Origin of the sequence: Desulfomarina profundi, from assembly GCF_019703855.1 — a bacterium.
GTDB lineage: Bacteria > Desulfobacterota > Desulfobulbia > Desulfobulbales > Desulfocapsaceae > Desulfomarina > Desulfomarina profundi.
The window spans coordinates 1217563-1242938 of the sequence record NZ_AP024086.1 but is presented as its reverse complement, the minus strand read 5'-3'; the positions used below and the strand labels follow the sequence as shown (position 1 = coordinate 1242938).

The 25376-nt window shown below is 46.9% G+C and carries 22 protein-coding genes, 3 tRNA genes, 1 other RNA gene and 1 pseudogene; 26 read left to right on the top strand and 1 reads right to left on the bottom strand.

Annotated elements, in window-relative coordinates:
* Window positions 1–74: 74 nt before the first annotated feature.
* The 3 genes from trpB to LO777_RS05815 are packed head-to-tail and all read left to right on the top strand — an operon-like array spanning window position 75 to window position 3888.
* Entirely contained in the window at window positions 75–1310 is a 1236-nt protein-coding gene (gene trpB, locus LO777_RS05825; protein WP_228856593.1) for a tryptophan synthase subunit beta, read from the top strand.
* Window positions 1311–1320: 10 nt separating this feature from the next.
* Window positions 1321–2094, top strand: coding sequence for a tryptophan synthase subunit alpha (gene trpA, locus LO777_RS05820; protein ID WP_228856592.1), 774 nt, complete (start codon window positions 1321–1323; stop codon window positions 2092–2094).
* A 15-nt stretch (window positions 2095–2109) separates the two neighbouring features.
* On the top strand, window positions 2110–3888 hold the full coding sequence (locus LO777_RS05815) for a M3 family oligoendopeptidase (RefSeq protein ID WP_228856591.1): 1779 nt from the start codon (window positions 2110–2112) through the stop codon (window positions 3886–3888).
* A gap of 12 nt (window positions 3889–3900) precedes the next feature.
* On the opposite strand, the gene LO777_RS05810 is transcribed toward LO777_RS05815, so the two are convergent.
* Window positions 3901–5337, bottom strand: coding sequence for a sigma-54-dependent transcriptional regulator (locus LO777_RS05810; RefSeq protein WP_228856590.1), 1437 nt, complete (start codon window positions 5335–5337; stop codon window positions 3901–3903).
* Between the two features lie 107 nt (window positions 5338–5444).
* Here LO777_RS05810 and tadA point away from each other — a divergent pair, with 107 nt between their 5' ends.
* From tadA to LO777_RS05690, 23 genes and pseudogenes are all read left to right on the top strand, one after another.
* Window positions 5445–5936: a tRNA adenosine(34) deaminase TadA gene (tadA, locus tag LO777_RS05805; protein WP_228856589.1), complete on the top strand. Its 492-nt coding sequence runs from the start codon at window positions 5445–5447 to the stop codon at window positions 5934–5936.
* A 148-nt stretch (window positions 5937–6084) separates the two neighbouring features.
* Window positions 6085–6170 (top strand) — tRNA-Ser (locus tag LO777_RS05800).
* Window positions 6171–6190: 20 nt separating this feature from the next.
* Window positions 6191–6286, top strand: an RNA gene (gene ffs, locus LO777_RS05795) — signal recognition particle sRNA small type.
* 22 nt (window positions 6287–6308) lie between these two features.
* Window positions 6309–8036 (top strand): DNA polymerase III subunit gamma/tau, encoded by a 1728-nt coding sequence (gene dnaX / locus LO777_RS05790; RefSeq protein ID WP_228856588.1) that lies wholly within the window; start codon window positions 6309–6311, stop codon window positions 8034–8036.
* 187 nt (window positions 8037–8223) lie between these two features.
* Window positions 8224–8547: a YbaB/EbfC family nucleoid-associated protein gene (locus LO777_RS05785; RefSeq protein WP_228856587.1), complete on the top strand. Its 324-nt coding sequence runs from the start codon at window positions 8224–8226 to the stop codon at window positions 8545–8547.
* A gap of 50 nt (window positions 8548–8597) precedes the next feature.
* On the top strand, window positions 8598–9200 hold the full coding sequence (recR, locus tag LO777_RS05780; RefSeq protein WP_228856586.1) for a recombination mediator RecR: 603 nt from the start codon (window positions 8598–8600) through the stop codon (window positions 9198–9200).
* A 139-nt stretch (window positions 9201–9339) separates the two neighbouring features.
* Window positions 9340–9414, top strand: a tRNA-Val gene (locus LO777_RS05775).
* 126 nt (window positions 9415–9540) lie between these two features.
* Window positions 9541–11472 (top strand): threonine--tRNA ligase, encoded by a 1932-nt coding sequence (thrS, locus tag LO777_RS05770; RefSeq protein ID WP_228856585.1) that lies wholly within the window; start codon window positions 9541–9543, stop codon window positions 11470–11472.
* A gap of 185 nt (window positions 11473–11657) precedes the next feature.
* Window positions 11658–12200, top strand: a complete 543-nt coding sequence (gene infC / locus LO777_RS05765; protein WP_407929123.1) for a translation initiation factor IF-3 — start codon at window positions 11658–11660, stop codon at window positions 12198–12200.
* Between the two features lie 80 nt (window positions 12201–12280).
* Complete coding sequence (rpmI, locus tag LO777_RS05760; RefSeq protein ID WP_228856584.1) at window positions 12281–12478, top strand: 50S ribosomal protein L35; 198 nt, start codon at window positions 12281–12283, stop codon at window positions 12476–12478.
* Window positions 12479–12568: 90 nt separating this feature from the next.
* The gene (gene rplT / locus LO777_RS05755; RefSeq protein WP_228856583.1) at window positions 12569–12925 is read left to right on the top strand and encodes a 50S ribosomal protein L20; all 357 of its coding nucleotides are present in this window, start codon (window positions 12569–12571) and stop codon (window positions 12923–12925) included.
* Between the two features lie 160 nt (window positions 12926–13085).
* The gene (gene pheS / locus LO777_RS05750; protein WP_228856582.1) at window positions 13086–14093 is read left to right on the top strand and encodes a phenylalanine--tRNA ligase subunit alpha; all 1008 of its coding nucleotides are present in this window, start codon (window positions 13086–13088) and stop codon (window positions 14091–14093) included.
* A gap of 77 nt (window positions 14094–14170) precedes the next feature.
* On the top strand, window positions 14171–16612 hold the full coding sequence (gene pheT / locus LO777_RS05745; protein ID WP_228856581.1) for a phenylalanine--tRNA ligase subunit beta: 2442 nt from the start codon (window positions 14171–14173) through the stop codon (window positions 16610–16612).
* Window positions 16605–16934: an integration host factor subunit alpha gene (locus tag LO777_RS05740; RefSeq protein WP_228856580.1), complete on the top strand. Its 330-nt coding sequence runs from the start codon at window positions 16605–16607 to the stop codon at window positions 16932–16934. Before pheT ends, LO777_RS05740 begins: the two co-directional genes overlap by 8 nt.
* A 50-nt stretch (window positions 16935–16984) precedes the next feature.
* Window positions 16985–17350 carry a MerR family transcriptional regulator gene (locus tag LO777_RS05735; RefSeq protein ID WP_228856579.1) on the top strand — a complete coding sequence of 122 codons (366 nt, stop codon included), beginning with the start codon at window positions 16985–16987 and terminating at the stop codon, window positions 17348–17350.
* Between the two features lie 59 nt (window positions 17351–17409).
* Window positions 17410–17487, top strand: a tRNA-Pro gene (locus LO777_RS05730).
* Window positions 17488–17637: 150 nt separating this feature from the next.
* Window positions 17638–18606, top strand: a complete 969-nt coding sequence (locus LO777_RS05725) for a UDP-glucuronic acid decarboxylase family protein (protein ID WP_228856578.1) — start codon at window positions 17638–17640, stop codon at window positions 18604–18606.
* Window positions 18607–18686: 80 nt separating this feature from the next.
* Window positions 18687–19586 (top strand): oligosaccharide flippase family protein, encoded by a 900-nt coding sequence (locus LO777_RS05720; protein ID WP_228856577.1) that lies wholly within the window; start codon window positions 18687–18689, stop codon window positions 19584–19586.
* Window positions 19583–20005, top strand: coding sequence for a polysaccharide biosynthesis protein (locus LO777_RS05715; protein ID WP_228856576.1), 423 nt, complete (start codon window positions 19583–19585; stop codon window positions 20003–20005). Before LO777_RS05720 ends, LO777_RS05715 begins: the two co-directional genes overlap by 4 nt.
* 56 nt (window positions 20006–20061) lie before the next feature.
* On the top strand, window positions 20062–21459 hold the full coding sequence (locus tag LO777_RS05710; protein ID WP_228856575.1) for a hypothetical protein: 1398 nt from the start codon (window positions 20062–20064) through the stop codon (window positions 21457–21459).
* Window positions 21460–21473: 14 nt separating this feature from the next.
* Window positions 21474–22727 (top strand): glycosyltransferase family 4 protein, encoded by a 1254-nt coding sequence (locus LO777_RS05705; protein ID WP_228856574.1) that lies wholly within the window; start codon window positions 21474–21476, stop codon window positions 22725–22727.
* 246 nt (window positions 22728–22973) lie between these two features.
* A pseudogene (locus tag LO777_RS05700) lies at window positions 22974–24154 on the top strand (glycosyltransferase).
* Entirely contained in the window at window positions 24151–25332 is a 1182-nt protein-coding gene (locus LO777_RS05690; RefSeq protein ID WP_228856572.1) for a glycosyltransferase, read from the top strand. The pseudogene LO777_RS05700 and the gene LO777_RS05690 overlap by 4 nt, the downstream one beginning before the upstream one ends.
* The last annotated feature ends 44 nt before the right edge of the window (window positions 25333–25376 follow it).

The following is a 25376-nucleotide window of genomic DNA, read 5'->3' as shown; positions in this document are numbered from 1 at the left end:
TTCAAGGATTTTTATCCAATCCTTGGTGTAGAGACGATCCGGTGCGAAAAAATAGAAATATCGGGGACAATTTTATGAATAAACAGGGTTTTTTCGGCAACTGGGGTGGTTCGTATATCCCGGAAATACTGAACAGGACATTTGAGCGGCTGCGAGAGGAATACGACAGGGCAAGAAATGATCCCGCCTTCTGGCAGGACTATACAAACCTCATGTCCACCTATTCCTGCCGCCCCACACCACTGACCTTCGCGGAAAATCTTACAAACCACTTTGGCGGCGCGAAAATTTATATAAAGCGGGAAGACCTGAACCATACCGGCGCCCATAAGGCCAACAACGTCATGGGCCAGGGACTGCTTGTGAAAAGGATGGGAAAAAAAAGAGTCATTGCCGAGACCGGGGCCGGGCAGCATGGTATGGCCACGGCGACAATGGCCGCCAAATTCGGCTTTGAATGTACCATCTACATGGGCGAAGTGGATGTCCTGCGCCAGCGCCCCAATGTCTTCTGGATGGAAAAGATGGGAGCAGAGGTTGTGCCGGTAAAGGACGGCAACCGCACCCTGAAAGATGCCATCAATGAGGCGTTCAGGGACTGGGTTTCCCATGTGGATTCAACTCATTATGTGTTCGGCACCGCCTGCGGACCCGCCCCTTTTCCCGAGATGGTCTCCTGGTTCCAGTCGATCATCGGCCGGGAAGCGACCGAACAGATTCTGGCCATGCACGGCAGGCCGCCGGCACGGGTCTATGGTTGCGTAGGCGGTGGCTCCAATGCCATGGGTATTTTCCAGGGTTTTCTCGGCAATGAAGAGACGGAACTGGTCGGAGTTGAGGCGGGCGGCCGTGGCCTTGACAGCGGGCTTCATGCCGCAAGGTTATCCGGTACCGATGCCAGCCCCGGTGTCGCTCAGGGATACAAGACCATGTTTCTCCAGAACGATGACGGGCAGATGCTTGAAACCCACTCCGTGGCGGCGGGTCTTGATTATGTCGGTGTCAGCCCCATCCTGGCAGATCTCTGGGAACGGAAAAAAGTGCGCTTTGAGTCGGCAACAGACGGAGAAGTCATTGAAGCACTGGATCTCACAATGAAACTTGAAGGCATTATCCCCGCGCTGGAATCGGCCCACGGTTTTGTTCAGGCCTTTAAGGAGGCCGGAGACCTTTCTTCTGATGATGCAATCATCATTAACCAGTCCGGCCGGGGAGACAAGGATATCTTTACCATCGCCGATGCCTTTGATGACCCGTCCTGGAAGGAATTTATCATAGAACGGGCCGAACAGTATAAAACAAACTCATGATGGAGAATATATGAGTCTTGAAAAAATATTGCGTGATCGCAAAAATAACAAAAAAATCCTGTTGATGACCCATATTGTCCTCGGCTACCCCTCGTTTGAAGTCAACAGAGAGGTGATCGCCGGGATGGTGGAAAACGGCGTGGACTGTATAGAGATGCAGATTCCTTTTTCAGAACCGATGGCCGACGGACCTGTCATCCTCAAGGCAAACCAGGACAGCCTGGCCCTGGGGACCAGCGTGGAACAATGCCTGGAGTTCGGCCGGGAAATGGCCGAACAGTATGACATCCCCTTTCTCTATATGACCTATTACAATATTGTTTATAAATATGGAGAAAAAGCGTTTTTTGAGGCAAGTGCAGCGGCCGGAATAAAGGGACTGATTATCCCTGATCTTCCCCCGGAGATGAGCCCGGATTTTTTCGGCTACGCAAAAGAATACAGAATTGCCCCGATCCTGATCTTTACCCCCACCTCAACAGACGAGAGAATGGCCGCACTGAACAACCATGGCAGTGGTTTTATTTACTGTGTAGCACGCAGGGGTGTAACCGGTGCCCAATCCGAATTTGATGACGGTTTCAGCCGCTATCTGAAGCGATGCAGGAAGGCGACCGGACTGCCGCTGGCGGTTGGTTTCGGCATCAGGGACAGAAAGGATATTGAAGCGCTCATCGGCAAAGCGGATATGGCAGTCATCGGCTCAGAGACCATCAGGCTGGTGGACAGTAAAGGCGCGCGGGCGGTCGGCCCGTATCTCGCCGATCTGCTGGCGACAAACTGAAAAGAGGAACAGTCAATGGCAAAAACCACAGATCTGAACAGCACTCTCGGTACCGATCGGGTTCTCTGGAACCTCTCTGATCTTTACCGGGGAGAAGACGACCCTGCCCTGGAAAAGGATATCATTTTCTGCAGGGAAGAGGCCGAGGCCATTCATGCGACGCACTCGAAAACTGTGGCCGAGCTGGATAATAAACATCTCTTTGAGCTGGTCAGGCGCCTTGAACAGCTGGACGAGCGGCTGACAAAGCTTGCCACCTTTTCTTTTTTGAATTTCATCACCCGGATCGACAACGAGGTAGCGGGTGCCTTGGATCAAAAGATCCATGAGCTCTATTCCTTCTGTTCCGCCCGCACCGTTTTTTTTGAGCTGGAATGGAACAATCTTGGGGACAGCCATGTGGAAAAACTGCTGTCTTCGCCACTGCTTGCCCCCTACAGTCATTACCTGCGCACCATGCGCAAGTTTCGTCCCCATCAACTCTCCGAAAAGGAGGAAAAACTTCTCCTGGAAAAGGAAGTTGTCGGCCGAAACAGCTGGACCACCCTGTTTGAAAAAATCTTCGCACATCAGAAATTCGGAGAACAGGGGCGGACGGAAGAGGAGGTTCTCACCGATCTGTACCACGAAAAGAGGACGGTGCGAAAACAGGCGGCAACCGATATGACCCTGGGATTGAAGGACCAGTCACATCTGCTCTGCCATATTTTCAACACCCTTGCGGCGGACAAGATGATCACCGACCGGCTGCGCGGTTTTGAGAGTTGGCTCAGTGCCATGAACCTCAGCAACCAGCTGAAGGACAGTACAGTTGAAACCCTGATCAAAACAGTGGTTTCACGGTATGATATCGTCAGGCGATACTACACGATCAAAGGCGATCTGCTAGGCCTGGACAGGCTCCGGGATTATGACCGCTATGCGCCGCTGCCGTCCCTGCCCACCCGGCAGATTGGCTGGGATGAGTGCAGGAGCACGGTTCTGGACTCTTTTGAAACCTTTTCTCCGGAAATGGCTGAAATCGCAGAACAGTTTTTTATGAAAAACTGGATACACGCCCCTGTAAGCAGCTCCAAGAGGGGCGGAGCCTTTGCCCATCCCTGTGTGCCCGAAGTCCATCCCTATATCCTCGTCAACTACACGGGAAACCTGCGTGATGTCTCCACCGTCGCCCATGAGCTCGGCCACGGTATTCACCAGGTTCTGGCGGCACGACAGGGACATTTCAACAGCGATACTCCCCTGCCCCTGGCGGAAACGGCCTCCGTCTTTGCCGAACTCCTTGTATTCAACAGCCAGCTTGACTTGATCGACGACAAAAAGGAACAGCGAGCCTTCATCTGCCAGAAGCTGGAGTCCATTTTCGCAACGGTATTCAGGCAGACGGCCATGAACCGATTCGAGCAGTTGATGCATGAATCGCGCAGGCAGGAGGGAGAAATCAGCAACGAAAAGTTCAATTCCTTCTGGTTGTCAACCCAGAGGGAAATGTTTGGCGATTCGGTTGAGCTTGGAGAGGATTATGGTATCTGGTGGTCCTATATTCCCCACTTTCTCTCCACACCCGGCTATGTCTATTCATACGCCTTTGGCGAACTGCTGGTTCTTGCCCTGTACGGGCTCTATCTCAAGGAGGGGCAACCCTTTGTGAAAAAATACCTGACCCTGCTTGAGGCAGGCGGCTCAGCCAGCCCTTATGAGTTGCTGCAGCCGTTCGGTATTGACCTGAATGATGCGAAATTCTGGCAAACGGGTCTCGGGGTGATTGAAGAGATGCTGGCACGCATCGAATAAGGCAGTGTTTTATTATACCTTTTCCCTGTCTTCCTTTCGCTTATTACGACGCCAGTGTGGATGGGTAATACCGAGCTTGTTAATTTTGTAATTGAGAGCGCGGGGGCTGATACCGAGCTTTGCCGCCGCGTTTTTCTGCACCCATAGGCATTCCTCCAGTACCATGAGGATAAGTTCCCTCTCCTGGTCGGCCAGGGAAAGTGGTTTTTCCGCCCGTCGCCCGCTTTCCCTTGCCTCTTTTTCACCAGCTGATGGATCATTTCCAGCAGATCTGCGAACAGCCTTTCGCATTTTCCTGGTGGGCAGGGAAAGATTCTCCGCCCGGATCTCCCGACCGTCTTCCAGGATAACTGCCCGTTCAATTGTATTGGCCAGCTGCCTGATATTTCCGGGCCAGTCGTATTCAATCATCATTTCCATGGCTTCCCGCCTGAAACCGAGGATCTCCCGGTGGGTGGATTTGCAGAATTTATCCAGCAGGATTTCGGCCAGGGGCTGGATGCACTGTTTTCTTTCCTTTAAAGAGGGCAGTGATACCGGCAGGACATTAATGCGATAGTAGAGATCCTCCCTGAAAAGACCCAGATCCACCTGCTCCACAAGATCCTTGTTGGTGGCGGCAATTATACGCACATCCGAGTAGATGGTTTTGTTCCCCCCCACCCGCTCAAAGGATTTTTCCTCAAGAACCCTGAGGAGCTTGGTTTGCAGGCGCAGTTTCATCTCGCCTATCTCGTCAAGAAAAATGGTGCCGCCGCCGGCCTGTTCAAACCGACCGATCCGCTGCTTGTCAGCTCCGGTAAAGGCACCTTTTTCGTGGCCGAAGAGTTCAGACTCAAGAAGGTCTTCCGGAATATTGGCACAGTTAATTTTTACAAAGGGCTTTTTTCTTCGCGGAGAATTAAAATGGACTGTTCCGGACAGGAAACTTTTGCCGGTTCCCGTATCCCCGGTTATGAGAATGGTGGAATCCGTCCCGGCAAAACGTTCAAGACTGGTTATGACTTTTCTCATGGAAGGGCTGACGGCAACCACATCCCTGAAATCGTAGACGACATCCTGGTTTCTCCGCAGGTAGGCAATCTCAAACCGCTGGTCACGGATTTTTATCGCCTTGTCAACGGCTATATTGATCCGCTCAGGCGAAATGGGGTGGACCAGAAAATCGCTGGCACCGCTGTTCATGGCCTGAACAATCAATTCTGCTTTTTCGTTATTACTTGTCAGAATGATGGGAAGATAGGGATCACGATTATGAAGTTTCTCGAGCAGAGGCAGGGACCGTCCGTCGTCAATATCAATAAAGACCAGGTCATGCTGCTTTGCCTGAATCTCTTCTTGAAATTCAACTTTGTTAGTCTTACATGTCAAAACACACTTATCACGAAGAGCGGCAACCATGATATCCGCGGTAGTCCTATATGTGTCATAGATTAAAATTTTATGCATGGCACTTATTACAAGACGGTAAATTATATTTCAAAATCGTAACTCTCTTTTTTGTTATACGAAAGGGAGGCAAAGAAAGCAACTAAATAAGTAAAGGATTTTCTACAGTGGATGAGAAAGCTGATAAAAAATGGATGAAACTGGCCCTGGAAATGGCTGTTCTCGCAGAAAAAGAGGGAGAAGTTCCCGTGGGGGCTGTTCTTGTGGGAGAAAATGATTTGATTGCCGGGGGCTGTAATTGTCCGAGAGGGAGCAAAGATCCAACTGCCCATGCGGAAATAATGGTTTTACGAAAGGGGGCGGTTATAGTAGACAACTACCGATTGCCCGGCACAACACTCTACGTCACCCTGGAACCCTGTATTATGTGCATGGGGGCCCTGGTCCATGCCCGTGTTGACCGTCTTGTCTTTGGCGCCACCGATCCGAAAACCGGCGCAGCAGTGTCCAGGTACGCCATCGGCACCGATGGATTACTCAATCACACTCTTTCGATTACAGGAGGCGTGCTGGAAAGCGAATGTGGTGCACTGCTGAAGAAATTTTTCGCAGCCAGAAGAAAAAACTCAAGACTGCAAACCTTGCAGGGAAGAGGATAATCTGATATTTTTCGCGGAACCGGCTTTTTTTTGATTGCCAAATCCTCTTTGAAGGTTTACATAGTACCTCACATTTTGATCCGTTTACCAGAGTAAACCTGATCAGGCATATTCGCATTCATTTTTCAGGCGAGTATGATACAATGCTGGAGAGGTGACCGAGTGGCTTAAGGTGCACGCCTGGAACGCGTGTGTACGAGAGTACCGTGAGTTCGAATCTCACCCTCTCCGCCAGTCTTGATTATGATTTTGATAGCCGGGTCCCTGCAACAGAGAATCACGAACCCCGCCAGGTCCGGAAGGAAGCAACGGCAGTGACACTCTCCGTGTGCGGGGGTTGCCCGGCTATCATTTTTTCCAACTGACTACTCCATGTCCTATCTTGTTCTTGCAAGAAAATCCCGCCCCCAGACCTTTGACCAGGTTATAGGCCAGCGCTCCGTCGTGAAGACGTTGCAAAACAGTATTGCCAGGAGAAGAGTCGCCCATGCCATCCTGTTCTCCGGAGTACGCGGTGTCGGCAAAACCACACTGGCCCGGATCATGGCAAAGGCGCTCAACTGCCAGTCCGAAGTAAGCAACCCTCCCTGCGATGACTGTACCTCCTGTCGTGAAATTTCGGCAGGCAGTTCCATTGACCTGTACGAAATTGACGGGGCCTCAAACCGCGGTATTCAGGAGATCAGGGAGCTGAAGGAAAAACTGCGATTCCTCCCCACTTCCGCCAGGTACAAGATATTTATAATTGACGAAGTACACATGCTGACAACAGAGGCCTTTAACGCCCTGTTGAAAACCCTGGAAGAACCGCCGGAGCATGTCTATTTCATGTTCGCCACAACGGAGATCCACAAGATCCCCATTACCATTCTCTCCCGCTGCCAGCAGTATGAGTTAAAACGTATATCGGCAGAAGAGCTGTCCGATCATTTCCGTAAACTTGCCGACGAAGAGGGGTTTGAAATTGAGCCCGCCGCACTTTCTCTTATTGTCCGTGAAGCAGAAGGATCCGTCAGGGACGGATTGAGCCTGCTTGACCAGATGTTTTCCTTTGGTGAAAAAACAATCAGCAAGGATGATGTCATTGAGCTGCTGGGCCTCATCGACCGAGACCTTCTCATGACGGTGGCCCGCGGCCTCCTTGACGGCAATACCGGAGACGTTCTTTGCGCCCTTGAGGATATTTTTAATTATTCAATTGATATCAAACGCTTTCTGATCGACCTCATTGACCAGTTCCGGGCCCTGCTTTTCTCAAAGATTGACGGCTGCGCCAAGCTTATCGACCTTCCGGAGAACGAGCTTGCCGAGTTGAAGAATATTGCGGCAGATTATCACCCGGAAACACTGCATCAGAAACTGGGCATGCTCATGGCAACCATGGAGGACATCCGCAATTCCAGCCATCCGCGCCTCGCCCTTGAAACCTCTTTCCTGAAAATAATTGAAGCGGGAAACGTTGTTGCAGTCTCCACCTTGCTTGGGCAAGTGGATAAAATTCTGGCAGGTCTCCCCGTCTCCGACCCTCCCCCGCCAGTCACTGAGAAACTCTCAGCAGAAACACCGGAATCACAGGCTACACCAGAAACAGACGTCGAAAACGTTGAAATTATACCACCGAAGGCGCAGGTATCACCTCCTCCTGCTGCCATTGCTGAAAAACCCCGAAAAGAACCCAAACCTGAACCCGAGAAACCGCAGGTTCAACCCCATACCAGAGATATCCGTAAAGACTGGCTGGAGTTTATTGATTACGTCAGGGAGAGAAAACTCTGGATGGCGCAAAATCTTGAACAGGCCGACTCCGCAAAACAGGTGGACGGTGAACTGCACCTGAGCTACAGCAAACCAGCGAAGTGTATGGTTCTCAGGCAAAAGGAAAATCTGAAACAGCTTTCCGAGTTTGTTCTCGATTTTTTTCAGCAATCAATCAAGATACGTTTTATAGTACCTGATAAGGAGCTGGACGATAGAGACGCTAATGGAGAATCTCCCCGACGTAAGCGGAGAGAGCTTGCAGACGATCCCCTGGTCATCATGGCGGCGGAAATCTTCAATGGCCAGGTAGGAAATATCAGAATAGGACCAAGAAGCAGGTGATTTTAAAAAAATGTCTCTTCAGAAATGAGATTTTTTGTTCGAGTTCAGGTAAGCGCAGACTCTGAGGAGCATAGGGAAATAAAAAGCGCAGCATATCAGGCATATGTGAGCATTTTTATTTTTCGTAGCGACGCAGAAATCGGGCAAAAAAGCCATTTATGGACAGGCATGAAAAAGGACGACTAAAATGGACCTCAGCAGTATAATGGAACAGGCCAGGAACATGCAGGAAAAAATGGCAAAAATCCAACAGGATCTTGCCTCAAAAGTGATTACCGGCAGTGCCGGCGGAGGAATGGTTACAGTCACGGTCAATGGCAAGGCAGACATTCTTTCCATCAATATTGAAAAGGCTGTCATTGATCCTGATGAAAAGGACATGCTGCAGGATCTCATTGTAGCTGCGACAAATGACGCTGTCCGCAGGGCACGGGAACTTGGCAAGGAAGAGATGACTCAGTTGACCGGTGGACTGAATATCCCCGGAATTTCCAATATACTGAATCCGTAGCCCGCATTTCCCATCACATTCATCATTCCACAGGAATTGAGTATTTCATTATGCAGGTCATCCCTCCGGCACTGGAAAAGCTGATCGAAAATCTCACGTTACTGCCGGGGATAGGCAAAAAAACCGCCACCCGGCTGGCGATGAATATTCTCCGTCGGCCCCCGTCCCAGGCAAGAGAGCTTGCCCGCTCGCTGGTGGATCTCCACGATTCCATACAACTCTGCTCCTGCTGTTTTACCTTCTCGGAAAGTGACCCCTGCGACATTTGCGCCGAACCACGACGGCATGCTGATATCATTTGCGTGGTCGAACAGTCCGCGGACCTGCTGGCCATTGAAAAAACAGCAACATTCCGGGGACATTACCATGTTCTTCACGGTGTTCTCTCCCCAATGGATGGAATAGGCCCGGATGAGATTAAAATCAGGGAACTGCTGGCACGTGTGGCCAATGGCACAATCAGCGAAGTCATCATCGCCACCAGCTCCACCGTTCCCGGAGAAGCTACGGCAAACTATCTTACCGATTCCCTGAAGGACAGACCCGTTAAGCTGACCAGGCTGGCCTGCGGAATTCCCATGGGTATGGATATTAAATACGCGGACAAATATACCCTGGCCAAAGCAATTGAGAGTCGCTCAACGGCCCTGTAGGTTTCGATATGATTTTTCATGAGAAATGCGAAATGAGAGTGATTTTATCTTGACACTCTTATGATTAACTGGTATTTGAAACAGGTTCGAAGGTTGCGACAGTTTCTCTCGGTCAAAACCCGGTTTTTATTGCTTGAGCAGGCGCGTAGCTCAGTGGGAGAGCGCCACCTTGACGTGGTGGATGTCGGCGGTTCAATCCCGCCCGCGCCTACCAGAATATAAGGCTAAAGTGAGAACTCCTTTTCAAGAAGGCGTTAATTCTTTAGCCTTTATTTTTCTATTTATTTAATGGGTGCATCGGTTGGATCAGTTTGTCCTGATCTGCCATGCCTGAAATCTCATGACGGATATTTCTATAGTTTTAGCAGACAGTGATAGCAGTGTTTTGGTTCCGGCCGGAACGACTGTTGGCGATGTTCTTTCCTCCCTGCTTTCCAACAAGCAGAGAAAACGCACAGTTGCGGTGGAAATCGATTCCGTCCTTCATGATTTTACTACGCCACTGACCGAAAACACTACTCTTTCGCCGGTTCAGGTCGGTTCCGAAAAGGCACTCGAGATCCTTCACCATTCCACTGCCCATGTCATGGCCCTTGCGGTACGTGATGTATTCGGCCAAGACATAAAAATTGCCATCGGGCCTTCCATTGAAAACGGCTTCTACTACGATTTTTTCAGAAACGAAGCCTTCAGCCCTGAAGATTTTGAAAAGATCGAGGCAAAGATGGAAGAGATCGTTCGCCAGGCCCTTCCGTTTACCCGTTCTGAACTTGCCAGTGACGATGCCATCAAGAAATTTGAGGCTGAAGAAGAAAAGTATAAGGTTGAACTTATCCGTGACCTGGACACCGACACTGTATCACTCTACCAGGTAGGTGAATTTACTGATCTCTGCCGCGGGCCCCACCTCCCCAATACATCTTTTATCAGGGCATTCAAACTGCTGCGGGTAGCCGGTGCCTATTGGCGTGGAGATGAGAAAAATGATGTCCTCCAACGAATCTACGGAACATCTTTTTTTGACAAGAAAGAGTTGCGAAAATACCTCAATTCCCTGGAAGAGGCAAAAAAACGCGATCACCGTAAGCTCGGCAGGGAACTTGAGCTGTTCACCGTCCAGGAAGATATCGGTGCAGGCCTGATCCTCTGGCAGCCGAAAGGGGCCCAGCTGCGAAGACTGGTGGAAGATTACTGGAAAGACGAGCATTATCGCCATGATTATGAGCTGCTCTACACGCCGCATATTGCCCGTCAGGATCTCTGGAAAACATCGGGACACCTGGATTTTTACAGTGAAAACATGTATTCGTCCATGGATATAGACGATGTGGCCTACCAGCTGAAACCGATGAACTGCCCCTTTCATATCGGTGTATATAATACACGAAAAAGAAGTTACCGGGAGCTGCCGATCCGCTGGTGTGAACTCGGTACAGTTTATCGCTACGAACGTGCCGGTGCCCTGCATGGTTTACTGCGCGTTCGAGGATTCACCCAGGACGATGCCCATATTTTCTGCCGTCCTGATCAGCTTGAGGAAGAAATTTTCAATATCCTTGAATTGAATCTTCTGATTCTGAAAAATTTCGGTTTTGATGATTACGATATTTATCTTTCCACTCGACCGGAAAAATATGTGGGATCGGACGAAAACTGGAACCTTGCCACGGAATCATTAAAACTTGCCCTTGAAAAAAAGGGGCTCGAATATATGATAGACCCCGGCGAAGGGGTGTTTTACGGTCCGAAAATCGACATCAAGATCAAGGATCAGCTTGGCAGATCATGGCAGTGCTCGACTATTCAGGTTGACTTTAATCTTCCCGAGCGCTTTCAACTGGGATATACCGGTGCCGATAACAGTGAACATCAACCCATTATGATCCACCGGGCCCTCATGGGTTCCCTGGAGAGATTTATCGGAGTACTGATTGAACACTACGCGGGGGTTTTCCCGCTCTGGTTCGCACCTGTCCAGGCAAGAATTCTGAATATTACTGATGACCAGGCTGAATATTGCGAGGAAATATTCAAGCGTTTTCGTAAGGCGGGCCTCAGGGTCGAAAAAGATTTACGTAATGAGAAACTGAACTTTAAAATCAGGGAAGCCCAGGTCGGCAAGATTCCGTATATGCTTATAGTCGGTGACAAGGAAAAGGAAAACGGTACGGTAACCGTCCGTCTCCGTAATGGTAAAAATCTGCCGCCGATGACTGTTTCCGAATTCATTGACAAGGTCACTGAGGAAGTGGCTCAGGGCAGAGGCGACTGAAACGCCCACCGGGTGGGCTATAATAAATGATTTCCCGGATATTTTTTTGTTTGCAGCCACAGATTCTGGTATGATGGGTATGATTTACGTTCATTTAATTTTATAAAAACATATACATTTTGTGCCGGTGGTGGTATTTTCCGGCAAATATTTCATTTATCTCGTAAATTCGAGGAGGTACAGTTATCAGAAGAGGAAGACAAGCCCCGGTACAACGTGAAGTCAGAGTACAGATTAATGACCAGATACGCTTTCCCAAGGTACGTCTGATCGACCAGGACGGCTCACAAAGGGGAATAGTTACTTCGGATGAAGCTCGTAATATAGCTTATGATGCAGGGCTTGACCTTGTGGTAGTATCGGCAAATGCCGACCCACCGGTATGCCGGGTTATGAATTACGACAAATTCCGCTACGAGCAAAAGAAAAAGACTCAGGAAGCAAAAAAGAAACAGACCACAGTCGAGACAAAAGAGATTAAATTTCGGCCGAAGACGGAAGAGCACGATCTCAATTTCAAGACTAAAAATATCAGGAAATTTCTGAAGAACGGCAATAAAGTTAAACTGACCATGCGCTTTCGCGGTCGCGAAATTGTCTACTCCCAGACAATCGGGATTGAGGCCATGAATAAAATTGCCGAATCTCTGAAAGATGATGCAGTTATCCTGCAGATGCCGAAAATGGAAGGCAGGCAACTTGTCATGTTTGTAGGGCCAAAGCCATAATTAACAGACGAAGCACATTCAACAATCAGAAAACCGACTGATTGATACCATGTGATATTGAGGTGTAAAGGAGTAATCTCATGCCAAAGATGAAAACAAACAGAGGTGCGGCAAAACGATTCAAGGCCACAGGATCCGGAAAAATCAAGAGGAACAAAGCCTATTCAAGCCACATTCTCACCAAGAAGACGACAAAGCAGAAACGCGGCCTGAGGAAATCCGGTCTGGTTGATTCTGCCAATACCAAGGCAATCAAAAAGATTATGCCTTATCTGTAAGAGAACACAATTTTTCCACTGTCGAAATGCAACTCAGCGTTTGACGGTGACATAAAACCCGCCTGAAAATACGGGGAAAAGGAGTAAATCATGCCACGCGTAACACGAGGTTTTAAGGCTCGCAGAAGAAGAAACAGAGTACTGAAACTTGCAAAGGGGTACAGAGGCGGTCGTTCCCGCCTTTACCGTACAGCCACCGAAGCAGTAGACCGGGCATTATGCTATGCCTACCGGGACAGAAGGACCAAGAAAAGAGATTTCCGCCGTCTCTGGATTACCCGCATTAATGCCGGTACCCGCCTCAACGACATGAGTTACAGCGCCTTTATGGGTGGACTGAAAAAGGCCGGTGTAGATCTTGATCGGAAAGTGCTGGCAAATCTTGCCATTCTTGATGCGGACGCATTCAGCAAGGTAGTGCAGGTGGCAAAAGAAGCCAACGCATAGAACGAGTGTCTGAAATTCGCACTTTCCCCTGCCGGACATGGCTTTGGATTACAGGCGGGTTTCCTGCATATGATTCATAAAAACATGCCGGTTTTTGGTTTACAAAACCATCAACCGGCATATTTTTTCTCCCAGCATTTATTCTTCATTCTCTATTATTATGGAAAACGAGTTACAACGGTTGGAAAGTGAGGCCAGAAAGCAACTGGCTCAACTCACAGATAACAGGCAGCTTGAGGAATTCCGTATCTCTTTCCTTGGCCGCAAGGGACATTTCACCGTGATCATGCGTCAGCTCGGGTCCGTCGCCAAAGAGGACAGGCCCCGCATGGGTCAGATGGCAAACAGAATCAAAGGTGAAATTGAAAAACTGTTCAAGGAAAAATCTGCAGCCCTACTGGCCTCGGCAAAAACAGAAACCGATGCGCCCGACCTGACCCTTCCTGGACGATTCCCGACCGTGGGCAAACTCCATCCGGTCACCCAGGTTATGAACGAGGCCTGCGCAATTTTTGAACAACTTGGATTCTCGGTGGCTGAAGGCCCTGATGTGGAGACGGATCATTATAATTTTGAAGCGCTGAATATTCCGGCCCATCACCCGGCCAGGGATATGCACGATACATTCTATGTCACTGATTCCACCCTGCTTCGGACCCATACTTCACCCATGCAGGCCAGAATCATGGAAAACAAACAACCCCCTCTCCGGGTCATTGCTCCCGGGAAGGTGTACAGGTGTGATTCCGATATAACTCATACACCCATGTTTCACCAGGTTGAGGGTTTTCTGGTGGACAAAGATATATCTTTTGCTGATCTTAAAGGTATTTTGACCGTATTCCTCAGGGAAATGTTTGAAAAAGAGCTACCTCTTCGCTTTCGTCCCAGTTTTTTCCCCTTTACGGAACCCAGTGCCGAAGTTGATATTGCCTGTGTCATGTGCGACGGTGCCGGATGTCGGGTCTGCAAAAAGACCGGCTGGCTGGAAATCCTTGGATCCGGGATGATCGACCCCGAAGTTTTTCGAATGGTCGGCTATGATTCCGAAATCTACAGTGGTTTTGCCTTTGGACTCGGTATTGAGCGTATTGCCATGCTCAAATATGGAATCGACGATATCAGACTGTTCTATGAAAACGATCAACGTTTTCTGCAGCAGTTTTAGGGCCTGATAGTCCGCCTGTATAACAAGGCGCTTGCGAATTCAGGAATCAAAAATATAAGCCAACATTTTAATTTGCCATGAAGTTTACCTTAGACTGGTTGCAGCAATATGTCGATACTGAAGGGCTTTCTCCCGAACAGCTGGCCGATAAACTGACCATGCTCGGTCTTGAAGTTGATTCAGTAGTTCCTCTTTACCAGGAACTTGCTCCCCTGAAAACTGGAAGAGTCACCTCCTGTGAAAAACACCCCAATGCTGACAAACTCTCTCTCTGCCAGGTCGATGTTGGGGATAAAACCGTGCAAATCGTCTGTGGAGCACCCAATGTCAGAGAAGGTCTTGCAGTAGTTGTTGTCCTTCCCGGAACCACCCTTCCCGGTAATTTTAAAATCAAGAAATCCAAAGTGCGTGGAATCGAGTCCTTTGGCATGATCTGCTCTGAAAGAGAACTGGGTTTGAGCGAAGAGCATGATGGTATTATGGAATTACCTGAAGGAACCGAGCCGGGTCAGTCATTTATAAAGGCCATGGGCCTTGATGATATCATGGTGGAAGTTGATCTCACCCCAAATCGTCCTGACTGCGCTTCCGTTATTGGTATTGCCAGGGAAATTGCGGGCATCACCGAAAAACCCCTCCAGGTTCCCATCAAGGACGCGGAAATCAAATCCACTTCAAAAGAATTTTCGGTATCGGTGGAATCAGATAAACTCTGCCCGCGATACGCAGCACGATTAATTAAAAATATAACAATCGGGCCATCCCCCTGGTGGTTGAGAAAACGGCTCCTGTCCATTGGTCTGCGTCCCATCAACAATATCGTTGATGTTACCAATTTTGTTATGATGGAATATGGTCAGCCCCTCCACGCCTTTGATTTTAACACTCTCACCGAGAGTAAAATAATTGTTCGCACCCCACGAAAAGATGAAACTCATTTCACAACCTTGGATAACACAAAACGGGCCATTGACAAAGATACTCTCTTGATTTGTGATGGGGAAAAACCCATTGCCGTTGCCGGGGTCATGGGGGGAATGAATTCCGAGGTTACTGAATCCACAACTGATATTCTTCTTGAAAGTGCCTGTTTCAACGATGTTTCCATCCGAAAAAGCGCAAGAAAACTCAATCTCTCAACGGATGCCTCCTATCGTTTTGAAAGAGGTGTCGACCCGGATGGCACCATCAACGCCCTCAATCGCGCAGTCGAACTGATCTGTGAAATATGCAACACCACGGCAAAGGACGAGGGAGCTGACGTTTATGGCGGGAAAAAACCTCTTAACTCACAGACATTACGTATTTCCAGAACAAATACACTTCTTGGGACAGAATTAACCGGCCGGGAAATGGCAGATCTGCTGCAATCCATAGGAATACGGTGCAAAGATAAGGATGAGGATACGCTCTGGGTCAATCCTCCGTCTTTCCGTGTTGATATAGAAAGAGAAGCTGACCTTGTTGAAGAAATTGCCCGGTTATACGGGTATGACAATATCCCCGTCACTCTCCCCCAGGTCCATCTCAGTTTTCCGGAGCAGGACCCACGAAGGATAAAGCGCAATAATCTTGCCGGTGCCCTTGCTTCCGCAGGGTATACTGAAGCCATCAACTACAGTTTTATTTCACGCAATTTTGCTGAAATGCTCTCCCTTTCCGCTTCTGACAGGCGATCAAAGAGTGTTGCTCTTCTCAATCCCCTGAGTGAAGAGCAGGCGGTCATGCGCACCCTGCTGCTGCCCGGTCTTCTTGAAAATGTAAAGCGCAACATCAATTTCCAGAAAACAGCTGTAAAGCTTTTTGAAATTGGGAAAGTATTTTTTCCCGTGGCCGGCGATGAACAACCGGTGGAAAAAATGTTTATTTCAGGTGTGCTTACCGGCAACCGTCATGGAGAAAACTCTCCCTTATATTACAAACAGGCCTCTGTTGATATATTTGACGTTAAAGGCTGCGTTGAGTTTATCCTGGAACAGAGCGGGATTCCCTTCGGCTCGAAAAACAGTGTCCAGTTCAGGCAGCCCGAAAACAGCGAATGTGAACCTTTTGCGGAACATAGTTACGCCCTGAATATCGTCTATGGGGACAGTACCCTTGGCACCCTTGGCAAAATTACTGATGAGATCTTGAAAAAATTCGCCATAAAACATGACGTCTACTATTTTGATCTTGATTATGACGCTCTTTGTGATATAAAAACAACCGCGAAAAAATTCTCGAGCTTACCTGTATTTCCCTCGGTTAAAAGGGATATTGCCCTTATAGTTCCGAAAGCTGTTTCTTCAGGTGAGCTTCTTGAAGTTGTCCGCTCAAGCAGAGATAAGCTTATTGAAAATGTAGAAATTTTTGATGTGTTTGAGGGTGAAAAGATACAACAGGGTTGTAAAAGTGTTGCCCTTTCCATAACATATCGATCACAAACAAAGACGCTTACGGAAAAAAATGTGGAAAAATCCCACTCAAAAATAGTACGTTTGCTCACAGATAGATTCGAGGGAAGCTTCCGCGATGGATAATATTACTGAAGAAAAAAAACCACAGAACCTCACAAGAAGAGAACTTGCAGAAGTATTGTCAGATAAACTCGGGTTTTCTCAAAGCAATTGCGCACAGATAGTTGACAGTTTTATCGCTGCCATGAAACGAGCCCTGTTAAACGGAGAGGAAATAAAACTCGTTCATTTCGGTACGTTTACTGTCAGAGAAAAGGCTCCACGCAAGGGTAGAAATCCCAGAACAGGTGAAACCATCACCATCAAGAAACGGAATACCGTCAGTTTCAGGGCCAGCAAGAAACTGCGGGAACGGATCAACAGGAAGGAAGAGCTCATCGAATAGTACTCTTTCTGTTCACCTGGATCCTTTTATGGAGTACACTGGTTAATATTATGAAAAAATATATTCCAGATAAGCTCTATTTCAAGATCGGTGAAGTCGCAAAACTGGCCGAGGTACCAACGCATGTACTGCGCTACTGGGAGTCGGAATTTTCTGAAATTCGACCCAAAAGAGCCGGGTCAGGCCAGAGACTGTACAGAAAAAAAGATATAGTGTTCATTCTTCAGATAAAAACCCTGCTCCATGAACATGGTTACACAATAGCAGGAGCACGAAAATTTCTTGCCGCCGGAAACAAAAAACCACCCCCGGCACAGGGAAATGAAACAACCGGGAGGAAGATCCCGGATCAGCTCTCCTCCATCAAGCAGGAGCTGCTGGAATTACAGAATATTCTTCTGTCAAAAAAAGAATAACCAACCTGTTACGGACTGTTGACAGTAGTTGTAACACGTGGTAGATAGAATCACAGTTTCGGGATGTAGCGCAGCCTGGTTAGCGCACTTGTCTGGGGGACAAGGGGTCGGAGGTTCAAATCCTCTCATCCCGACCATTTGTGAAAGCAGGGGTCAGGAACATATGTTCCTGACCCCTTTTTTATTGTAAGATCGCCATCAGATTTGGTTCTTGCGTGATAAATATGCTATACTTTTCTTATTATTGAAAATATTTCATTCACCTCAATCAAACTGAACCACCTGTTATGAAACCCCATTCTATCAAACGAATTCTTGTGACCGGGGGTGCCGGTTTTCTCGGCTCTCATCTCTGCAAAAGACTCCTTGACGACGGGCATGAAGTTATCTGTGTCGATAACTATTTTACCGGCACCAAAGATAACATCATACCCCTGATGGACAATCGCCGTTTTGAGGTTATCCGCCACGACATCACCTTTCCGCTCTACCTCGAAGTCGATGAGATTTACAACCTGGCTTGCCCTGCATCTCCCATTCACTATCAGCATGATCCGGTGCAGACAACCAAGACGAGTGTCCACGGGGCAATCAATATGCTTGGCCTTGCCAAACGGATAAAAGCCAAAATTTTCCAGGCCTCAACCAGTGAAGTCTATGGCGATCCGCAGATCCATCCCCAGACTGAAGATTACTGGGGACACGTCAACCCCATAGGATTCCGTTCCTGTTACGATGAAGGCAAACGCTGTGCGGAAACGCTGTTTTTCGATTACCGGCGTCAACATAAATTACGAATTAAAGTAGCTCGTATTTTCAATACTTATGGGCCCAACATGCACCCTAATGATGGTCGGGTTGTCTCCAACTTCATTGTCCAGGCACTGCAGAATAAACCCATAACCCTCTATGGGGACGGCTCCCAGTCTCGATCTTTCTGCCATGTGGATGATTTGATAGAGGTATTTGTCAGGTTGATGAACAGTCCTGACGATTTTACCGGTCCGGTCAATACAGGAAATCCCGATGAATTTACGATCAGAGAGCTTGCGGAAATTATTATTGATTTAACAGGTTCAAAATCAGAACTTGTTTTCAGGCCACTGCCTTCAGATGATCCTACCCAGCGTAGACCCAATATCACACTAGCAAAGGAAAAATTAGGGTGGGAACCTGAAATCCATCTTGAAGAGGGGTTAAAAAGGACTGTCCCCTATTTTGAAAAGCTTTTGCTGGAGAACAGGTTTGATATCTGAATTCACTTCATTCACTTTTCACCAACACCCTGATTTTAGCCTTTCCGTTATCTGAAAATGCACAGTTACAACTTTTTCCAATGAAACCTGGATTTGAAAAGACTTATGGAGTGAAGGTATACATCGGCACTTATGCCACTTCACTTTTTATTCAGGTCTGCACTGTCTTTCAGGGAGCCCTTCTGGCTCGCCTCCTCGGCCCACAGGGACGGGGTGAACTGGCGGCCATTCAGCTCTGGCCGGGTGTTTTTGCCTCTATTGGACTGCTCGGCATCAATATGGCCCTGACCAGGAGAGCCGGAAAAACGAATGATACTGCACCTCTCATTAAAAGTGCTTTGTATATTTCGTGTATAACCGGTTTTTGTACCGCTGTGATCTGCCTGTTTTTTCTGTCATATCTTATACCGACGGAAATGCGGAAAATACTCCCCGTGGCAACTATCTTTCTGCTTTATATTCCATTAAACCATATGGCATTGAATCTGCTTGCCATTGACCAGGGCACCGGGAATTTTAAATTGTTTAATTTTACACGTGCCCAGATCTATCCGGTCTTTTTCGCAGGCTTAATCCTGACCTGGTTTTTCGCAGAAGACAAACTGCTCTGGGTAGTAATATCTCTTCTGGCAGGTAATCTAACAGTTGCAATAACACGAGTTGTCCTGAAACGGTCAATACTTCGACAACAGATAAAACACGTTTCCCTTCGACTGCTTCTCAGGGAAGGGCTGCCCTACCAGATTACGACCATATTTTCCCTTTTCAGCCAATATATAGATCAAATCCTCCTTTTGTGGCTTTTAACACCTTCTGAAATGGGTCTGTATGTTGTTGCCCGGTCTTCCAGTAGTGTTATTGCAAGCCTTCCGGCGTCTCTTGGCATTGTATCACTCTCTGAAGCTGCCAGGCTTGACAAATCCAATGGTTTTTCCCCCTTGGCAAGAATGGTTCGCAGGGGGGAATACTCTCAGGAGTGATCGCCTTACTCTTCATTCCACTTTTACCTTTCCTCATTCCCCTTGTGTATGGAAATAAATTCAATAACGCGGCCCCTGTTGCACTGATTCTCCTGTTTGGCATCGTCTGTGCTGGACTATCAAATATCATTGAACAATCTTTGCTTGGTCACGGAAAACCACTGTTCGGAATAGCAGCAAAGACTGCAGGAATTATAACAATCCTGTTGGCTGGTGGTATCGGAGCACATTTCTGGGGGCTCACAGGTATCGCAATCGGTTTTACACTTTCTCAATTCATTGTTCTGATCGTTTTTTTATTCATTTGTGTTAATTTTTTTCACAATGCCCGACTGACGGCTTTTATTCCGCAACACGATGACGCGCTCTTTCTTTTTCATAAGATGATAAATTTAATAAAGAAATTATCAAAGAAATAACATAAAATGGCTATTGTGATTTTATTTCCCTCTCATCTTACCCGAGGTTGAAACCGGTGTGGCCAACAGCACAAACTCCATGGTTTTTACTAGCAGGTTTTTTACCTTTACTCTATGCTTTCGGTTTGAGTTATAAGTATGGTATTTCTGAACTGTTATCACTGAGATTTTTAAGTGTATTTTTTCTCTGGATTGGCTACCACTTCTCTCCACTATGCGCCTATATCCAAGGGGCACCATGGGAATCGTTTCTTCTTTCACCCAAATATCTTGATCAGGCTTTACTCTTTTCTGCTTTAAGCATGTATGCACTTTTAACAGGATATGGTTTAATTTTTACATCAAAATATTCTCGAATCAGAAAGAAAATCCCTCAACGAGTTACGCTCCCGAAAATCAAAACTATCTGGGTTATTTATCTTATCGCAGTTGTTTTCTTTCTGGCAGTTTACAATGCAGGTGGTTTTTCAGATTTCTGGAATGCATCCTACTCCAGAGGAGTGGGTCAGTGGGCTGAACATACAGCCAGGGTTCGTTTCCAACGTACATTAAACGTTTTGATATTTCCTCTCCAGTTTCTTTTGGTTTTACTCTCCTCAATCTATATTATAGGAAACAGATCTGCGCTTAATAGAAAATTGTTCGGGTGGTTAGGGTTGCTGGTTGGAATGTTACCAATGATGCATAAATTCAGCAGAGCCACAGGGTTTACACTTTTTGTTTTCGCATTTTTATTGTTAAAGTATTCAAAAAAAAGCATCAAATATTATTTCATAATAACTTTCCTTCTCCTTATTGGTTATCATTTAGGCTCTGTCGGACTGAACCAGAGGGGATTTTATCACCCAGGTATAAAAAATTATGTCGAGGCACTCTTCTCCAGTGACAACACAAAGAATGATCCAAAAGAAAAAATCTTTGGATTACTCTCTCCTGAATTAAACCCTGTTGATGCTTCGGCTCCATTCTCACGTCGTGTTGAAGAAAAAACAATGCGCCATGTTTCCTTGCAAAACCCATTACAAACACTCCTCCATTTCATCTTACACATCAATCCAATACCAAGCGGTTTACTTGACCCTGGAAAAATTGGTGAAGACCTTGCCTCTTACATGAAAACATTTGGTCATACAGGCCTGACTGCCCCAGCTCTCTCGGATATATTTTATGCTTTTTCATATTTTGGCCTTTTTCCTGTATTTTTATTAGGAGTTTCCTATGGATATTTCTCCCGTTATGCTATCCGTAACCCCAGTCTAGCAGGAGAATTTGCAGTTCTTTTATGTATGATATCCATTGGAGTTGGTCTGCACAGTGGTATCAGAGCTCAAACACGCCCTGTTTTGTACGCCTTTTTACTTATATGGATTGCAAATAACCTTTTAAAAAAAACCACTTTTTTCACCAACAGGAGTGGCCTAAAACACCCAAATACAATCAATAAAATAAACTGACGTACTGAAAACATATGTTGCCTGATAAACAACCTGTCATTTTTACCCAGTTAGGTGCCCGTATGCACTATGCTGTTCCCCGCATCCTTCAACAAGTTGACTTGTTAGGTCATTTGTATACCGATATCTGTGCAGTCAAAAACTGGCCGGCTCTACTGCACTATTTTCCATCTTCCATACTGCCAAAGGGGTTACAGAGATTAAAGGGCCGGGTACCATATGGCATTCCAAAAACAAAAATAACCGCTTTTACAGCCTTTGGTTATAAATATGCAGCCAGACGTCGCAAAGCACATTCAAGAGAAGAATTGACTGAAATACACCTGTGGGCTGGTGATTATTTCAATAAGCTGATACTCAAAAAAGGCCTCCAGGGAGGAAATTTAGTCTATGGATTTAATTCTGCATCTGAACGAATATTAAGATCCGCCCGCTCTCAAAGAATACCCGGGATCGTTGAGCAGACTATTGCACCATTCTCAATAGAACAGAAACTGCTCGAAACAGAAGTGGAGTCCTTTCCTGACTGGGGCAAAAAAAAGAACAATAAATTTGCAGAAGAATTCATCTCCCGGGAACGGAATGAATGGTCTCTTGCTGAAAGCATTTTTGCAGGGTCAGAATTCGTCAAAGAAGCGATAACAGCGGCTGGTGGACCGGCGCATAAATGTAAGGTAATTCCCTATGGTGTTGAACTGTCAAATTTCCTGACAATTAAAAAAAAGAACTCTCACACGAAAAAACTGCATGTTCTTTTTATCGGTGAGGTCGGGCTCAGAAAGGGCATTCCGTATCTGCTTGCAGCGATGAAAGCATTGGAACACCATCCTGTTTCATGCAGAATTGTCGGGAGCCACCAAATTCCCTTTGACACGATACGTAAAATAGTGCCGGCAAATACTGAACTGGTGGGGACTGTTCCGCGCATGAGCATATTCAAGGAATTCCAGTGGGCGGATATACTCTGCCTGCCAAGCCTGTGTGAAGGTTCAGCAACAGTAATCTACGAAGCCCTGGCCGCCGGACTGCCGGTTATTACTACACCAAACAGCGGTTCAATCGTTCGGGACCATCAGGAGGGATTCATAGTACCGATCCGTAACAGTCAGGCTATTGCAGATTGCATTGCAACACTCTGTTTTAATCACAAGCTGTTGAAGGATATGTCCCATTCCGCTCGCCATCGAAGTTCTTTTGGCTCACTTGAAGCGTATGGCAGGCGATTGGTTGAAGGAATTAATGATTGTCTCACTTCCTCTGACCTTTAAGAATGATCAAAACAACAACCGTGATCATAATCTTTTTACTTAACCGTGATCACATGATGATCTCGTAAAAAGTCGTTCAACGTTCTCAGATGGACTCTGGAAAAACTTCGATATACAAGGCGTGGCGGTGTCGTGTAAGCGCAGGCGTACATAGAGTACGTCGAGCATTACACGATCACCCCACAACGCAGTAGATCGGAGTTTTTACGAGTCCATCATCACATTACTTCATAAGGAAAACTCTTTATGCCTGTCACCGTCTGTTTTCATCGCTTTGGACCGTATCACATGGCTCGTCTTGCTGCAGCAGCAACACAAATGGACATTGTCGGTATTGAATTTTCTTCTCACACAAGTGAATATGCCTGGGATACAGTACAATCAGAAGAATCGTTCAGACGTGTTGTGATTGTACCGGATGGTGACATCAGAACTCTCAGCAAAAAAACGCAGAAGGAACTTATCTGGTCCGCATTGGACAGCATCTCGCCAGAGGTGATTGCGATTAATGGCTGGGCAACATTTGAGGCCCTGACAACATTAGCCTGGGCAGTCAGAAATCATGTTCCCCGGATAATAATGTCGGAATCCACAGAGTGGGATTTCCAACGCTACGGGTTCAGGGAACAGATAAAAAAACAGATCATATCTCTTGTACAGTCTGCTCTGGTTGGGGGAACAGTGCATGTCAATTACCTGAAACAATTGGGAATACCCGAAAAAAAAATATTCATGGGGTACGATGTGGTAGACAATTCCTACTTCAATCGTATGGCAAAAAAGATCCGGGCCGAAAAAAATTCTTCTCCAATTACCCGGTCTCCTTATTTTCTAACATCATGCAGATTTATTAAGAAGAAAAACCTCTTTCGCCTGTTTGATGCATTTGCCAGGTACAGAAAGCATCTCAAGCAGGAGGGATGGCATATGATAGTTCTCGGCGACGGATATTTGCGTCCTGAACTGGAAAAGTACAGGGACAATCTCCAACTTAAAGAAACTCTTCATCTCCCGGGTTTAAGCAATACGAAGAACTGCCATATTACTATGCTCCTGCGGAAGTCTATATACAACCAAGTACGACTGAACAGTGGGGACTGGTAGTCAATGAAGCCATGGCGTCCGGTCTGCCTGTGCTGGTTTCTGAACGCTGCGGTTGTGCTCATGATCTTGTTCGAAATGGTCACAACGGTTATTCTTTTGATCCATACAATGTTGATCAACTGACAGAACACATGACTGAAATTTCATCGGATAATTGTGACAGGGCTGCCATGGGGAGAACAAGCCTGGATATTATCAGAAACTGGACGCCCGGCAGGTTTGCGGAAGGTCTTGGGAATGCAGTTGCAACGGCATTGGCTTCTCCTCCACAAAAACCGCGCTGGCATGATCAATTAATATTACAGGGATTGCAATTTCGATGAAAGTCGGTGTTCTAACAGCATCAATATCCAGAAAAGCAGGTGGCCTTTTCTGGTCGGTTCGCTCACTCACGACCGAAATATCTTCATTGAATTGTTCAGTTCATGTTTTCAGTATTACAGATGATTTTTCACACAAAGATTCTCAACACTGGCAAATATCTGAACTGAATATAATGGGCCGCCGTGGCCCTGCTTCTTTCAGTTATGCCCCTGAATTGAAAAAAACTCTGCAGGCAGCCAATTTAGATATAATCCATACCCATGGATTATGGATGTATCCCTCGGTGGCAGCTACGCGGTGGTCTAACGATTCCGGTCGTCCATTTGTTATTTCACCTCGTGGAATGCTCGATCCCTGGGCAATCCGTAATTCCCGGTGGAAAAAACGGGTGGCCGGATTGTTATACGAACATGCTCATCTGCGCAATGCGGCCTGCCTGCATGCCCTGTGTCATTCCGAATATGAAGCTATCAGAGGATATGGCTTAACCAATCCTGTCGCAATAATCCCCAATGGCGTAAACTTACCCAAATGCTCTTCTACCAGATTAGCAGCACCGGACTGGCGCTCCGATTTACCTCCGAACGGGAAAATACTCTTGTATCTCGGAAGAATTCATCCCAAAAAAGGATTAGTCAATTTACTCCACGCATGGAAAGATATTCAAGGCAAGAATTATACTGCACAAAAACAATGGCATCTGGTCATTGCTGGATGGGATCAACATTCCCACGAGAAACAACTTAAAAAATTGGCAACAGATTTGAATATCAATAAATATATTCATTTTGTCGGTCCCCTGTTTGATGAGCGGAAAACAACAGCCATGGCCAATGCTGATGCCTTTATTCTACCCTCTTACAGTGAAGGGTTGCCCATGGCAGTGCTGGAGGCCTGGTCCCATGCTCTGCCGGTAATAATGACTCCCCAATGTAATTTACCGGAAGGTTTTTCAGCCGGTGCTGCCGTAAAAACTCACCCTGACCCTTCCAGTATCAGTCAATCTCTTGTAGAGCTGTTTATCACGCATGAAGATGACTTACAGATTATGGGGAGCAGAGGTTTCAAACTTGTGAAAGAAAAATTCATGTGGCCCGGGGTTGCTTCTCAAATGCTTGAAGTTTATGATTGGGTACTGGGGCATACAACTCGTCCCAGCTGCGTTAAACTGGATTAACCCTGAACCTTAATCTGAGCCCATGACGACCTTGTGATTCCACT

What these genes read in the sequence shown, in the direction of transcription:
- pheT (WP_228856581.1), top strand. Translation starts at nt 14,171, where the DNA reads ATGAAGTTTACCTTAGACTGGTTGCAGCAATATGTCGATACTGAAGGG.
- LO777_RS05810 (WP_228856590.1), bottom strand. Translation starts at nt 5,337, where the DNA reads ATGCATAAAATTTTAATCTATGACACATATAGGACTACCGCGGATATC.
- LO777_RS05735 (WP_228856579.1), top strand. Translation starts at nt 16,985, where the DNA reads ATGAAAAAATATATTCCAGATAAGCTCTATTTCAAGATCGGTGAAGTC.
- recR (WP_228856586.1), top strand. Translation starts at nt 8,598, where the DNA reads ATGCAGGTCATCCCTCCGGCACTGGAAAAGCTGATCGAAAATCTCACG.
- rplT (WP_228856583.1), top strand. Translation starts at nt 12,569, where the DNA reads ATGCCACGCGTAACACGAGGTTTTAAGGCTCGCAGAAGAAGAAACAGA.
- LO777_RS05785 (WP_228856587.1), top strand. Translation starts at nt 8,224, where the DNA reads ATGGACCTCAGCAGTATAATGGAACAGGCCAGGAACATGCAGGAAAAA.
- rpmI (WP_228856584.1), top strand. Translation starts at nt 12,281, where the DNA reads ATGCCAAAGATGAAAACAAACAGAGGTGCGGCAAAACGATTCAAGGCC.
- LO777_RS05705 (WP_228856574.1), top strand. Translation starts at nt 21,474, where the DNA reads ATGTTGCCTGATAAACAACCTGTCATTTTTACCCAGTTAGGTGCCCGT.
- LO777_RS05815 (WP_228856591.1), top strand. Translation starts at nt 2,110, where the DNA reads ATGGCAAAAACCACAGATCTGAACAGCACTCTCGGTACCGATCGGGTT.
- trpB (WP_228856593.1), top strand. Translation starts at nt 75, where the DNA reads ATGAATAAACAGGGTTTTTTCGGCAACTGGGGTGGTTCGTATATCCCG.
- thrS (WP_228856585.1), top strand. Translation starts at nt 9,541, where the DNA reads ATGACGGATATTTCTATAGTTTTAGCAGACAGTGATAGCAGTGTTTTG.
- LO777_RS05720 (WP_228856577.1), top strand. Translation starts at nt 18,687, where the DNA reads ATGAAACCTGGATTTGAAAAGACTTATGGAGTGAAGGTATACATCGGC.
- LO777_RS05725 (WP_228856578.1), top strand. Translation starts at nt 17,638, where the DNA reads ATGAAACCCCATTCTATCAAACGAATTCTTGTGACCGGGGGTGCCGGT.
- pheS (WP_228856582.1), top strand. Translation starts at nt 13,086, where the DNA reads ATGGAAAACGAGTTACAACGGTTGGAAAGTGAGGCCAGAAAGCAACTG.
- dnaX (WP_228856588.1), top strand. Translation starts at nt 6,309, where the DNA reads ATGTCCTATCTTGTTCTTGCAAGAAAATCCCGCCCCCAGACCTTTGAC.
- trpA (WP_228856592.1), top strand. Translation starts at nt 1,321, where the DNA reads ATGAGTCTTGAAAAAATATTGCGTGATCGCAAAAATAACAAAAAAATC.
- LO777_RS05740 (WP_228856580.1), top strand. Translation starts at nt 16,605, where the DNA reads ATGGATAATATTACTGAAGAAAAAAAACCACAGAACCTCACAAGAAGA.
- LO777_RS05690 (WP_228856572.1), top strand. Translation starts at nt 24,151, where the DNA reads ATGAAAGTCGGTGTTCTAACAGCATCAATATCCAGAAAAGCAGGTGGC.